The organism is Subsaximicrobium wynnwilliamsii, assembly GCF_007997225.1.
Classification (GTDB): domain Bacteria; phylum Bacteroidota; class Bacteroidia; order Flavobacteriales; family Flavobacteriaceae; genus Psychroserpens; species Psychroserpens wynnwilliamsii.
In genome coordinates, this window is record NZ_VORM01000031.1 from 12944 (window position 1) to 26777 (window position 13834).

A 13834-nucleotide genomic window follows, 5' to 3' on the forward strand; every position below is an offset into this window, starting at 1 on the left:
ATCAATCGGCATCTTTCATCATGCTCTTCAAGTCGGAACTATAGGAAGGATACGTAAAAATCATCTTCTTGAAGGCATCAACTGTCATCCCGTTATTGATTGCTGTTGCCAAAACGTTGATCGTCTCATTGGCTCGGGAACTCAGTAAATGGGCACCAACAATTTCGCCAGTACGTTCATTGGTAACTATTTTGTAGGCATAAGCTTCCGCATTTTCCTTTTTGGCATTGTACCAATCTGTGGCATCGCCATGGTAGACTTTTACATTTTTATATCTTGCCTTTGCCTCTTCTTCGGAATACCCCACACTTGCCAAATTAGGATGCGTAAATACTACGGAAGGCACCAAGGGATCTTCAAATTTCTTTTTATTTCCGTTAATGATATTATAGCCAACGATGTAGCCTTGTAACCCAGAAAGCGGGGTTAACGGCAGGGATTTACTGGACACATCGCCACAGGCGTAGGCATTGTCATGACTCACACTTTGCAGAAAATCATTCACTAAAACGCCAGAACCATCGGCTTTGATATTGGCTTTTTCTAAATCTAATAGGGCGGTGGCAGGAACACGACCCGAGGTGTTAAAAGCGACTCTACTCTTTATTTTTTGAACCTTACCATTGTGTTTATACTTGATTTTAAGGTTCTTTTTGCCTTTTTCTACAGAAATCGTTTCCGCATTGAACACGAATTCAACACCGCCTTTCTTAAGTCGGTCAACAACTTTATTTACCAAGAAGGGATCAAATTGTGAAAGCGCGCTGTCACTTACTTCCAAAACGGTAACCTTACAACCCATAGCAGAGAGCATGTAACAAAACTCCATTCCCACGTATCCAGAGCCTATAAACGTTGCCGATTTTGGAATTTTTTTCAAGTTGAGAATGTCATCACTGCTGCCTAACAAATTTGCACCATCAAATTGCAACTCTCGTGGCACGTAGCCGGTGGCAATCACAAAGGTCTCTGCAGAAACTTTTTTGCCTTCAACCATGATTTCGGTTTCACTGATGAACTTTGGCGATTGATGGTATAAATCAATGCCTAAGCCTGAAAGGTTTTTCTCTGTGTTTTTAGGCACAGCCTTGGTAAAGCTGGACTTGAACTTTTGTACGGTTTTCCATTTTATTTTTGGTAATTTTTTAATGCCAGAAGCTTCGAGTTGTTTGGCGTGCTGCATTAAATCGGCAAACTGAATCAGCACTTTTTTGGGATCGCAGCCTCTAATGGCGCAAGTGCCACCAAATTCCCTTACATCGGCAATGGCAACGCTTAGGCCTTTTTCGGCACAAGCCTTTGCAGCGGTTTGGCCCGCGATACCGCTACCAATGACGAACACGTCGTAATGTTTTGTTTTCATTTGTAGAAGTTAGCTAAAATTGGTCAAAACGAATAATTTTTAATAAAAAATTGTTTTTTACTAAAAAACATTTTCAAATCACTTCTTCCCCGAAACAACGATTACAATTTCGCCTTTGGGAGGCTTATTGGTATAATGCTCAAGTACTACTTTGGCAGTGCCTCGTATGGTTTCTTCGTAAAGTTTAGTCAATTCTCGAGATACCGAAAGCGCTCGATCCTCTCCAAAATATTCGCAAAAATGGGAAAGTGTCTTAATCAATTTATGCGGACTCTCATAAAAAATCATGGTACGTGGTTCATCGGCGAGGAGCAACAAACGGGTCTGGCGTCCTTTTTTAACGGGTAAAAAGCCTTCAAAAACAAACTTATCGTTGGGTAGACCCGAGTTTACCAAGGCTGGCACAAAGGCGGTTGCTCCTGGTAGGCAATCCACTTCGATGTTGTTTTCCACACAAGCCCGAGTCAATAAAAATCCAGGATCAGAAATCGCTGGTGTGCCTGCATCGCTAATGAGCGCAATGCGCATTCCGTTTTTAATTTTCTGCACCAAATTATCAACCATTTGATGCTCGTTGTGCATGTGATGGCTTTGCATTTGCGTCCCAATTTCGTAATGTTTTAGCAGTTTGCCAGAGGTGCGGGTGTCTTCCGCTAAAATCAAATCCACCTCTTTCAAGACCTCCACCGCACGGTAGGTCATGTCTTTCAGGTTTCCGATTGGTGTGGGTACGATGTAGAGTTTACTCATTAGGCTTGTTGGCTTTATTCAGAAAAAAACCCACGTAAGCAACACTTCAAATCAGTGCCACTCGTGAGAAACTATATTGAGAAATTAGTGTTGTCTGGTAATGAACCAAGCCTGCTTACTTCAACTATACTCAGCAACAGGCACTAATGGATTCAATCCCGAGACGTCTAAACACGTGTTTATAAGTATCTTAAAGTCAAATGTAATTTGAAAAGGAAATTAGTATGCTCTATTTCCATAAAATTATTTCGAAAACCTAAGCCGTCATTTCAAAAAACTCCTAAAATAGGTTATCCTAAATGGGATTAGAAAATTGAAAATCGTATTAATTCACCATCACTGTTGAGAAATACTATCCAATTATTGGAATTTACGCTCAATGATACCTAAAAATCGCTCTTCAAACTCTTCCTTTCCAGCCCAATGGTTGTAGTCTGGTTTTACCATATCTTTAATAAGACGCTGCGCTTCTTGGTAGGAATTTGTGGTATTCAATTGAGACAGAACGCGCTCATAATCTTGGATCTTTCCGTTAAAGAGATGCTTGATAAACGCTAATTTATCGTTGAGCCCAATATTGAGTCCGCCATTTTTGAGCTTATCGTTAAGCGATTTCCTAAAATTCTCATTGGTCTTTGCATCTGCCACTGGCTCAAAAATTGGTGTTTCCTCAAAACCAGAGGTGATATCTTCCAAAGTGTGATGCGTTTCTTTTTCTTGAACTTTTTCTTGGCTAAGCAATTCATCAGCTTCCTCAGTTTCTTGAGGCATGTGGGCGAACATATCCTTAATTTTTGCCATGACCGGTTCGTAAATGCCATCGTCTTCCTTTTCATCCATATTGACGTAAATTCGATCTTCTACCTCAATATTGTCACTTACCTTATTATTGAATGCCTCATCCAACATGCCAAAAAAGGAGGAATCGTTCCCAATGGTTGGCAAATGGCCTTCAAAATTCTCATTGGCAAACTTTAAAACGCTCAATGTTTCGTAGAGTGCTGCCACTTCAGCGTGCATCTTTATCACTTCCTCTTTTCCCTCAAGTCTTAAAATTCTATGGGCAATACTTATAAGATCTGCTTCCAGTTTCTTTTTCATGTCTCTATGTTTATTGTTTTTTAATTGTCACACTTGCCTTTCGGCAGGCAAGTGCTGTTCACTATTAATCATTCCACTAGGAAATAACGATTTCAACATGCTAGTTTCATAATTTTTATATTTTAAACCGTTTTAGGTTTTTGATATTTGGTAAATTTACGCCACCTTTATCAAAACGAAAATACACTTGATTTTAGTGTTAAAATTACGAAATGTTTCTCGAAAATACAGGAAATCATAAAGAACAATTTGGTTGGATTGAAGTGATTTGTGGCTCAATGTTCTCTGGTAAAACCGAAGAATTGATACGCAGGCTTAAGCGCGCGCAATTTGCAAGGCAAAAAGTAGAGATTTTTAAACCTACAGTAGACATTCGTTATGACCAAGATATGGTGATCTCGCACGATGCGAACCAAATTCGCTCCACCCCCGTTCCCGCTGCTGCCAACATCCCCATTTTGGCCGATGGTTGCGATGTGGTGGGTATTGATGAAGCACAATTTTTTGATGACGAGATCGTTCGAGTCTGTAATGACCTTGCCAATAAAGGTGTAAGGGTAGTGGTTGCTGGCTTGGATATGGATTTCAAAGGCAATCCCTTTGGCCCCATGCCCAATCTAATGGCCACTGCGGAGTATGTGACCAAAGTACACGCCATTTGCACCAGAACAGGAAATCTTGCGCAATACAGCTACAGAAAAGCGGCTAGCGAAGCCTTGGTATTATTGGGCGAAGTCGATGAGTATGAACCCTTAAGTCGCGCAGCATTCTACAAAGCTATGACTCGTGATAAAGTACGCCAAATGAAAGTGAACGATGCTGAAACCATTTCTTCAAAAGATAAAAAAACTAATGCCTAAAGCCCAAGAAACCTTACTAGAGATTGACCTAAACGCATTAAAACACAACTACAATTACATTACATCGAAATTAAAAAAAGACACTAAGCTTTTAGCGGTAGTCAAGGCTTTTGCATACGGCAGTGATGCCAATGAAGTGGCGATAATGCTTGAAGAACTTAAGGTCGATTATTTTGCAGTGGCTTATATCCAGGAAGGTGTTGCCTTACGCGATGCCGGAATTAGAACTCCTATTTTGGTGCTGCACCCACAACCGGTCAACTTCAAACTGATGATAGACCGGTGCTTGGAACCCAATTTATATAGCTTTAGGGTTTTGGAACAATTTATCGCCATAGCTTCCGAAGCAAAACAAACTAATTATCCGGTGCACCTTAAATTTAATACGGGCTTGAATCGCTTAGGGTTTACTATGGATGATGTGGATTCCCTCACTTCAAAATTAAAGCAGACCTCCGTCATAAAAACCAAATCCCTTTTCTCACATTTGGCGGCTAGTGAGGACATGGATGAGAGACCATTTACACTGAAGCAAATTAGTCTCTTCAAAACTATAGCTGAAGCTTTTGCTGATAAAATCGGCTATATGCCGCTTTTGCACATTTCAAATACTTCTGGAGTTCTCAATTATCCTGAAGCCCAATTTGATATGGTTAGAACCGGCATTGGCTTATATGGTTTTGGTAATGCTGAAGCCGTAGACAAAGAGCTCAAACCTGTGGCGAGTCTAAAATCTGTCATTTCTCAAATACATCAAGTGAACACTGGCGAATCGGTTGGATATAACCGCGGTTTTATTGCCAAATCGCCGCAAAAAAGTGCCACCATCCCTATTGGTCATGCCGATGGCATAGGCAGGTTTTATGGCCATGGTAAAGGTTTTGTAAGCATCAATGGTAAACAAGCGCCCATTATTGGCAATGTGTGTATGGATATGATTATGGTAAATGTCACAGATATTGATTGTGACGAAGGTGACGAGGTCATCATCTTCGGAAAGGATCTAGACGCAAACCGCTTGGCAAAACAAGCCAATACGATTACCTACGAATTGCTAACCGCTATTTCGCAACGTGTCAAACGTGTGTTTTTAAAATAATCGCAACTATTTCCGAAGTCACTTTTGTTTTTTTTATATTGGATCCTTAATTGACCAACCAAGAATCATTAATTATGTTTAAAGAATTCAAGAATTTCATCATGACGGGCAATGTCATTGATTTGGCGGTAGCGGTTATTCTCGCAAGCGCTGTGAGTATGGTTGTCAATGGTTTTGTATCCGACATCATGATGCCAATTGTTGGGAACTTTGCAGGAAATGTGGATTTTGCCGATTTAAAATACGTTCTATCACCAGCTAATGTTGGAGCCGATGGTGACATCACAAAGCCTGAAAATGCGATTATGTACGGGAAATGGGTCAATTCCATAATCAACCTTATCATTGTTGGCTTGGTACTGTTTACTATTGTTAAAGCTTACAACAAGACGAAAAAGCCAGCTGCGCCTGCCGCACCAGCAGGCCCAACAGAACTGGATATCCTAAAAGAAATTAGGGACGAATTGAAGAAACCATAAATTTTTCGATTAACTGAAATCATTTTAACCGCTTCCTGAAAAAAGAAGCGGTTTTTTTATGGTATTTCTACAGCCTTAAAATGAATTTATAAGTACATTTATGCCTTAAGTTTTTTCCAAATTAAAACCAGTATCCCATGAAAATCGCAGTTGTTGGTGCCACAGGTCTAGTTGGCCAAGTCATGCTCAAAGTTCTTGAAGAACGTAATTTTCCGCTTACCGATTTGATTCCGGTGGCCTCAGAGCGTTCCGTAGGAAAAATAATTCAGTTCAAAGGCAAAGACTACAAGGTGGTTTCGCTTCAAACCGCCATTGACCTCAAACCTAACGTCGCCTTATTTTCAGCTGGTGGAGACACGTCCTTGGAATGGGCCCCAAAATTTGCAGCAGCAGGCATTACCGTAATCGATAATTCTTCAGCATGGCGTATGGACCACAATAAAAAATTGGTAGTGCCAGAAATCAATGCTTCACAACTCACAAAAAACGACAAGATTATCGCCAACCCCAATTGTTCAACCATACAAATGGTATTGGCTTTGGCGCCACTTCACAAGGCCTATAAAATTAAGCGTGTGGTAGTCTCTACCTACCAATCCATCACTGGTACAGGAGTAAAAGCAGTAAAACAATTGGAAAACGAAATGGCTGGGATCAAAGGCGAAATGGCCTACCATTATCCCATCCATCAAAATGCGATTCCACATTGTGATGTGTTTGAGGAAAACGGTTACACCAAGGAAGAAATGAAACTGGTGCGCGAAACACAAAAAATTCTGGACGATAAAACCATTGCAGTAACTGCAACCGCAGTGCGCATACCAACCGCAGGAGGTCATAGCGAATCTGTGAATGTGGAGTTTGAAAAGGATTTCGATTTGAATACCGTTAGAAAGTTGCTAAACGATTCACCAGGCATTGTGCTGCAAGACAATATTGATGTGAACATGTACCCCATGCCAATTTATGCCAATGGCAAAGATGATGTGTTTGTGGGGAGAATACGTCGTGATGGGTCGCAACCCAACACCTTAAATATGTGGATTGTGAGCGACAACCTTAGAAAAGGTGCCGCTACCAACACCGTGCAAATCGCGGAGTATCTTTTGGAGAAGGGGCTGATTTAATCAAGATTTATGCTACATAGAATGGCTTTTCATAAAGAATTTGTAAATTTCTACAAACATTTAGAGATTCTATTAAAACTGAAGTTATGGATTTACGAGCAGATTTAGATTGGATTCACAATGAGTTAGAAAAGGTTGACGACCCGCAAGTTGTTTGTAAAATACAAAAACTATTAAAATCCAAATACCTGCCAGAAGGAAATCGCGAAAGCATCCAACAATACAACGACGAGTTAGACGCATCTATTGCTCAGATAACGAATAAGAAAACCTTTTCCCATCATGAAATGGGAGAACGCATCAAGAGATGGGCCGAACAATAATATGGACGCATCAAGCCGACGCTGAACTCAATTTTGCATTTTGAAAACTTTTAGAACAATCCAAATCTATTGAAATAACTCTAAGGATTATTACAGAAATTTACGAATCAGTTTCCATGTTGGTTTTGAGTCCGGAAATTTATAAACTGGATGCGCTTAGAAAGAATAATCCCGGAAACATACGCGCTTTTGAAAAACATTCACATAGGATTTCTTAGCTGATTGAAGATGAAGCCATTTATATTATCCGTGTGCGATACGCGAGAAAGAAACCTCTAAACTATAAATAATTTTCAATACTACTTTATTTAGGCATTCTATTTTCAGAGACTTGTTTGAAACAAAAAAAAACCTAACCAGCTTTTTTCCTTATTTTTGAAACTCAACTAGCAATTAAATCTTATGAAAAAACTCGCGTTCCTTTCCGTTTCCATCCTATTGATGGTTTCCTGTGAAGACAACTCCAAAGACACTAAAAAAGACATGGCCATCACTTATCCTGAAACCAAAAAAGTGGATACTGTTAACAACTACTTCGGTGTGGAAGTCAAAGATCCTTACCGTTGGCTCGAAGACGACCGAAGTGCCGAAACCGAAGCTTGGGTTAAGGCAGAAAATGAAACCACTTTCGAGTATCTCAATAAAATCCCATACCGTGACGCCTTGAAAGAGCGACTATCTAAGTTATGGAACTACGAAAAAATTGGAGCGCCCTACAAAGAAGGTGATTACACCTATTATTCCAAAAACGACGGTCTCCAAAACCAATACGTCATTTACAGATACAAAACTGGCGAAGACCCAAGCACCGCATCCCTATTTTTGGATCCGAATACCTTTAAGGAAGATGGCACCATTTCATTGGGAGGCATGAGCTTTTCTAAAGATGGTAAGACTTTGGCTTATGCCATTTCTGAAGGCGGCAGCGACTGGCGAAAAATTCTTGTCATGAATGCAGAGACCAAGGAAATCGTTGAAGACACGCTAAGAGACATCAAATTTAGTGGCATGTCTTGGTATAAAAACGAAGGCTTCTACTATTCAAGTTATGATAAACCTGAGGGCAGTGAACTTTCAGCTAAAACCGACCAACACAAAGTGTTTTATCATAAACTGGGTACGCCGCAAAAAGAAGATCAACTTATTTACGGAGGTTCAGCCGATGAAAAACACCGCTATATTTACGGAAATGTCACTGAAGACAACCATTACCTCATCCTTTCACCACGGGAATCTACAAGTGGCAACAAACTCTTGATCAAAGATTTAACGACACCAAATAGTGACTTCCAAACCATTTTAGACAATACAGAAAGCGATTCCTACATCATTGAAAACGAAGGCAGTAAACTGTTTTTGGTTACCAATCGCAACGCGCCCAACCAAAAAATAGTGACGGTTGATGCAGCTAATCCAGCACCAGAAAATTGGGTGGATTTTATCCCAGAAACCGAAAATGTATTGAGCCCATCCTCTGCCGGTGGTTACTTTTTTGCCAATTATATGGTTGATGCGGTTTCCAAAGTATTGCAATACGATTATGACGGCAAACTCGTGCGTGAGGTAGAATTGCCTGGCATTGGTTCGGCTGGTGGTTTTGGTGCTAAAAAGGAGGAAAAGGAATTGTATTATTCCTTTACCAACTACGTAACTCCGGGCAGCATCTACAAATATGATATCGCGTATGGCACTTCGGAATTGTTCAACAAGCCAGCCATCGATTTCAACCCTGAAGATTATGAAAGCAAGCAAGTGTTTTATAAATCTAAGGATGGCACTGAAATCCCGATGATCATTACCCACAAAAAAGGCTTGGAACTCAACGGCAACAATCCAACCATCCTTTACGGTTATGGCGGCTTCAACATCTCTTTAACCCCTAGTTTCAGTATTGCCAATGCCATTTGGATGGAACAGGGCGGTATTTATGCCGTACCAAATTTGCGAGGTGGTGGTGAGTATGGCAAGGCTTGGCACGATGCTGGCACCAAAATGAAAAAGCAGAATGTCTTTGATGATTTTATCGCTGCTGCGGAATATTTGATAGATAATAAATTTACTTCGTCCAAATATTTAGCAATTCGCGGCGGCTCCAATGGCGGACTCTTAGTTGGCGCAACCATGACACAACGCCCAGATTTGATGCAAGTCGCCTTACCAGCAGTTGGCGTTCTGGACATGTTGCGTTACCACACTTTTACATCTGGTGCAGGATGGGCTTATGATTATGGCACTTCCGAAGACAATAAGGCCATGTTCGAATATCTCAAAGGCTATTCTCCTGTTCATAATGTGAAGGAAGATGTGCAATATCCAGCGACCTTAATCACCACTGGCGATCATGACGACCGCGTCGTACCAGCGCACAGCTTCAAATTTGCTGCGGAATTGCAGGCCAAACAAACCGGAACTAACCCTGTACTCATTAGAATTGAAACCGATGCAGGCCATGGCGCAGGCACACCAGTTAGCAAAACCATAGAGCAATATGCCGATATTTTTGGCTTTACGCTCTATAATATGGGCTTTGAGAAGTTGCCGAATGAGACCAAATAAAGAATTAAGGCCTACTCTAAATAACTATTAAAAGTAAAATGAGCGACAATTTGATAGAAGAAATTCTACCATTTTGTCGCTCATTTTTTATAACACAACGCCGCTTTCAGTTTTAGCGCTCGAAACCAAAAATTAGCTATTCGTGCACCTTTCTGCGGATAAGTAAATTCGTATCCACTTTTCAGCAGCCCAAAACCAAGTAAAATCGAAAATTGGGGTTATAAATAATTTAAATGGAATTTGCTTAAAATGACTCTACACTAAGAATATTCGTGTACCTGCCGGTAGGTGGGTAGATTCGTGGCAACTTTCCGTTTTAAATTCCTAAAACCAAACCTTCCAAGGAATCTTAGCCAATACCAAAATCAAAGCCAGCGTATAAAAAATCGCCAACATCTTAAATTTCGGGGTAGAAGTCAATTTCTTTTTGTGCTTGGAGTAGCCAATGGTAATAAGCACCACAGCGATAATCATGGTTAAGGGATGTTCGATTATATTGCTTCTTAAAGTATCGTTCTTCATCAGGCCTCCCATTCCTAAATTGCTGATGACCGAAATATAATCTGCAGCAAAAAAGAGCACAATTCCTATGAGTAATTGAATATGCGTCACGATTAAGGTAAATAAGGCTATCCTGAAATCCTGTGGCTGAAATTCCTTTTTTCCGAAGTATTTGATAAGTGCATTAAAAGTAGCAACCACCAGCATGAGCAACACCAAATAGGCCCAATACGAGTGAATAAAGTTAACCGTCGTGTACATAAATTCTTTTAATTAGTTAGTACTGCAAAAGTAGGTATTTTTATCAAGGGATTATAGATTTTGGATGAGGTTGTGGGGAGTGGGTTGTGGGGAGTGGGTAGTAGGTAATAGGTATTGGGGATTAGGGATTAGGGATTAGGGATTAGTAAAAAAAATAGGACTACTACAACTAACGATACAAATTGAAAACTGAGACTGCGACTGAAAACTATTCAGAAATAGTAACATACCGTTTCCGCTCATTGCCTAAATCGTCCACAACGGTTATTAAATGCTTTCCTGGCTTCGGAAGGATGGCAAACTCATGTATCGCAGTCGTACTGCCCATATATTCATCGTCCACGTACCAATAAACTGTTGTTTCTGGTTTGGAATGTGCTATTTTCAAGACCAATTCGTTGGTACGGCCGTCAAAATCCTTCGGAAGAAAAATGGTATTGCTATTCTTAGGATAAATAAAATCCATGACCACGGAAGTTTCTCCCATACAATCCATTCTCAATTTAGGCAAGGCTTTGTAAAACGGATTCTTGGTCTTGTAATAATACGCCATCAACGGTGGCAATACAAACCAAGCTTCATGTTTGATATCGCCCAGATTCTCGCAAGAGGAATTCACTTGGAAACTCAGGGTTTTATCAACATGCACCAAAATGTGATACGGACAAGCCTGGGTTTTCAAACCGCTCAATTGAACATGTTTTGTCACGATTTCATCACAAATTGGCGATGCTCGGTAACCACTTTTGGTACAAATGGCCACCTCCTGCATCTCGTCATAAGGTTTTGAAAACCAATCGCTGTTGGGCAACAAATCAAATACATCAAATAAAATAGGCGCTGCAGCTTGCACTCCCACCAAACCCGGCCGCCCCTCGCCATCGGCATTTCCAACCCAAACCCCAACCACATAATCTTTGGTAGTCCCAATGGCCCAGGCATCACGAAAGCCAAAACTGGTGCCGGTTTTCCAGGCGATTTGTTTAGAATCGTCAAAAAACTCCCAACTTTCGTTTCCATTGGGTCGGTTCACTTCCTTAAGACTTTCGAATGTTAGATAAATAGACGCTGCATCGAATAAGGTCTTGTCGGCAGATTTCTTTCCGAAGTCAATTTTTTCCGAAGCAAGAAAGCTTGGTTCAACGAATTCATTCGAATAATATTCACTTGAATTTTCAGAATAATGGTTCAAAGTGGAAGACAGGGCGCCATAACTTTTACATAAGTCCCAGAGATTGCTTTCCGCACCACCAAGAATGAGGGATAATCCGTAATGGTTGGCGTTATAATTCAAATCCTTCAACTTGAGCGCCTTGAGATAATGGTAAAAGCGGTCGAGCCCAAACTGCTGTAACATGCGCACCGCTGGCACATTAAGCGAACGTGATAAGGCATGACTCGCTGGTACTGCGCCATCAAATTCCTTATTATAGTTCTCCGGACTGTAACTTCCAAATTGCGAGGGCACATCGGCCACCAACATGTTTGGCAACAATTCCCCTTGGTCCAGCATGGCAGCATACAAGAAAGGCTTGAGAATACTACCTGTGCTTCTGGGTTTATCGATAACGTCTACGTCTTTTTGATGGGCATTATCGGTAGGCGTATTGCCAATATAAGCCAGAACTTTCCTAGTACGCACATCCATAACCATGACCGCGGCATTGTGGATCTCGTTCTGCTTTAACAGATTATAGTGATTTTCCACAACACGATTGGCCTGTTCTTGAAGTCGCTTATCAATGGTGGTTTGTACGCGTTCCCCACGCTGGTTCAGCGCCACTTTTTGCAATAAATGAGGCGCAATTTGAGGCAAGGGATAGGGCTTTTGTGGCAATTCCTCAGCAAGGGATAAATCGTAGGTTAGCGAATCTATAATGTCATTATCGAGCAACTTTTCAAGCAGTCGGTTGCGTTTATTGAGCAAGCGCTCTTGATTCTTTCCGGGATAAATCAAGCTTGGCGCATTGGGCAAGACTGCTAAAGTAGCACTTTCGGCCCAGGACAATTGGCTCGCATCCCGATTAAAATAACGCCATGCCGCAGCATCCAAACCCACAACATTGCCACCAAAAGGCGCATTGCTCGCATAATAGGTCAAAATAGCTTCCTTAGAATCGCGCAACTCCAATCGCGTTGCCAAAATAATTTCCTTGATTTTTTCGAAATAAGTTCGTGATTTGCCTTTTCGAGATAGGCGAATCACTTGCTGGGTCAAAGTGCTTCCGCCGCGTTTGACTTCGCCAGAACTAAGATTTCCCTTGAGTGCTTTAAATATCGAAATGGGATTAAAACCAGGATGCTTGTAAAAATAGGCATCCTCAAACTGAACAATGCAAGTACTAAATTTCTGCGGAATACTGTCATTATGCGGAAAACGCCATTGTCCGTCCGAAGCTATCTGTGCACCCAAAAGCTGATTGTTCTTGCTGGTAATTACCGTGGCGGTTGGGTCTTTAAAAAGCTGTTTTGGCAAGCAAAACCCATAGGCTATTAACAGCACAGCAAGAACTGCTAACTTGATTTTGTGTTTTTTTATGTGGTTTATTAGTTTCATCGCAGTTCCCGCGCAGACGGTCTCGATAATTATCGGGATTTGGTTTTTAGTTGAAATTTTTAATTCGGTTTTATCTTTAAAATTTTCTATGCATCATGTTTTTTGCCCTTCCGATTTCAAGCCCTTTCCGGGGCTTGAAACCACCTTCCCTTGAAAAAAAGGCTAGGTGTTCTTGCATCTTGGTTTTGTTCTGATTTTAAACTTAAATTTGATAATACCACCTCTTAAAATCTCCTCCTTTTTTTCAAGGAGGAGATTTTAAGAGGTGGTCCAAAGAGCGTGAATGCGAGGTGGTTCAATCCTTGAAATGCTTACAAATTTCCTCCAAGACACCTTTCAAATCCTCAAAAACCAACTTATTCTCAAACCTTATGACTTTAAAACCCAAAGCTTCCAAAGCTTTCGTACGCTCGTTGTCATAGTTAGCTTGTGCAAAATCTAAATGATATCCACCATCGAGTTCTAAAATTAACCGTTCCGCAGGACAATAAAAGTCAACTATATAATTTGTGATGCTATGCTGACGTCTGAACTTCCTTCCTTTCAATTGTTGTCTTTGCAGCGATTTCCAAAGCGTAACTTCCGCAGAAGTTGAATTGTTTCTTAAGCTTTTCCGTCGTTCTTCTAAATACTTTCGATTGTGGATATTTGTCATGATACTTGCTTTTTGATTCTCCTCCTTTTTTCAAGGAAGAGTGAATTCACGCTCAGTAAAGAGCGTGAATGGGAGGTGGTCCATTTTCTTTTGTTTTTACATCGAAAATTATTCTTTGAACATAATCCTCATAACTCCACTCAGACCTCACAGGTTTTGAAAACCTGTGAGGTCTTAATTCCAAAGTTTGAATCCTTCAATG

At 40.8% G+C, this 13834-nt stretch carries 12 protein-coding genes; 6 read left to right on the forward strand and 6 right to left on the reverse strand.

All coding sequences use genetic code 11. From position 1 onward, the window contains the following. Window position 1: 1 nt before the first annotated feature. The 3 genes from ESY88_RS18280 to ESY88_RS18290 all read right to left on the reverse strand — a co-directional run bounded on the left by ESY88_RS18280 (window position 2) and on the right by ESY88_RS18290 (window position 3214). Complete coding sequence (locus ESY88_RS18280; RefSeq protein WP_147088165.1) at window positions 2-1363, reverse strand: dihydrolipoyl dehydrogenase family protein; 1362 nt, start codon at window positions 1361-1363, stop codon at window positions 2-4. Window positions 1364-1441: 78 nt separating this feature from the next. Continuing rightward, window positions 1442-2113, reverse strand: a complete 672-nt coding sequence (gene rsmI, locus ESY88_RS18285) for a 16S rRNA (cytidine(1402)-2'-O)-methyltransferase (RefSeq protein WP_147088164.1) — start codon at window positions 2111-2113, stop codon at window positions 1442-1444. A gap of 360 nt (window positions 2114-2473) precedes the next feature. After that, on the reverse strand, window positions 2474-3214 hold the full coding sequence (locus ESY88_RS18290; protein ID WP_147088163.1) for a hypothetical protein: 741 nt from the start codon (window positions 3212-3214) through the stop codon (window positions 2474-2476). A gap of 212 nt (window positions 3215-3426) precedes the next feature. Here ESY88_RS18290 and ESY88_RS18295 point away from each other — a divergent pair, with 212 nt between their 5' ends. From ESY88_RS18295 to ESY88_RS18320, 6 genes are all read left to right on the forward strand, one after another. Next, window positions 3427-4074 carry a thymidine kinase gene (locus tag ESY88_RS18295; protein WP_147088162.1) on the forward strand — a complete coding sequence of 216 codons (648 nt, stop codon included), beginning with the start codon at window positions 3427-3429 and terminating at the stop codon, window positions 4072-4074. Further along, a complete protein-coding gene (alr, locus tag ESY88_RS18300; protein ID WP_147088161.1) occupies window positions 4067-5173 on the forward strand; it encodes an alanine racemase in 1107 nt (368 codons plus the stop codon). Before ESY88_RS18295 ends, alr begins: the two co-directional genes overlap by 8 nt. Window positions 5174-5247: 74 nt before the next feature. Beyond that, window positions 5248-5652 (forward strand): large conductance mechanosensitive channel protein MscL, encoded by a 405-nt coding sequence (gene mscL / locus ESY88_RS18305; protein WP_147088160.1) that lies wholly within the window; start codon window positions 5248-5250, stop codon window positions 5650-5652. A gap of 137 nt (window positions 5653-5789) precedes the next feature. Beyond that, the gene (locus ESY88_RS18310; RefSeq protein WP_147088159.1) at window positions 5790-6779 is read left to right on the forward strand and encodes an aspartate-semialdehyde dehydrogenase; all 990 of its coding nucleotides are present in this window, start codon (window positions 5790-5792) and stop codon (window positions 6777-6779) included. An 86-nt stretch (window positions 6780-6865) separates the two neighbouring features. Continuing rightward, window positions 6866-7102 carry a hypothetical protein gene (locus ESY88_RS18315; RefSeq protein ID WP_147088158.1) on the forward strand — a complete coding sequence of 79 codons (237 nt, stop codon included), beginning with the start codon at window positions 6866-6868 and terminating at the stop codon, window positions 7100-7102. Between the two features lie 402 nt (window positions 7103-7504). Further along, entirely contained in the window at window positions 7505-9658 is a 2154-nt protein-coding gene (locus ESY88_RS18320) for a prolyl oligopeptidase family serine peptidase (RefSeq protein ID WP_147088157.1), read from the forward strand. A gap of 324 nt (window positions 9659-9982) precedes the next feature. Here ESY88_RS18320 and ESY88_RS18325 read toward each other — a convergent pair whose 3' ends face one another. From ESY88_RS18325 to ESY88_RS18335, 3 genes are all read right to left on the reverse strand, one after another. Next, window positions 9983-10420 (reverse strand): hypothetical protein, encoded by a 438-nt coding sequence (locus ESY88_RS18325; protein ID WP_147088156.1) that lies wholly within the window; start codon window positions 10418-10420, stop codon window positions 9983-9985. Between the two features lie 208 nt (window positions 10421-10628). Then, complete coding sequence (gene pbpC, locus ESY88_RS18330) at window positions 10629-12977, reverse strand: penicillin-binding protein 1C (protein WP_147088155.1); 2349 nt, start codon at window positions 12975-12977, stop codon at window positions 10629-10631. A gap of 295 nt (window positions 12978-13272) precedes the next feature. Continuing rightward, a complete protein-coding gene (locus tag ESY88_RS18335; protein WP_147088154.1) occupies window positions 13273-13632 on the reverse strand; it encodes an endonuclease domain-containing protein in 360 nt (119 codons plus the stop codon). Window positions 13633-13834 lie beyond the last annotated feature (202 nt).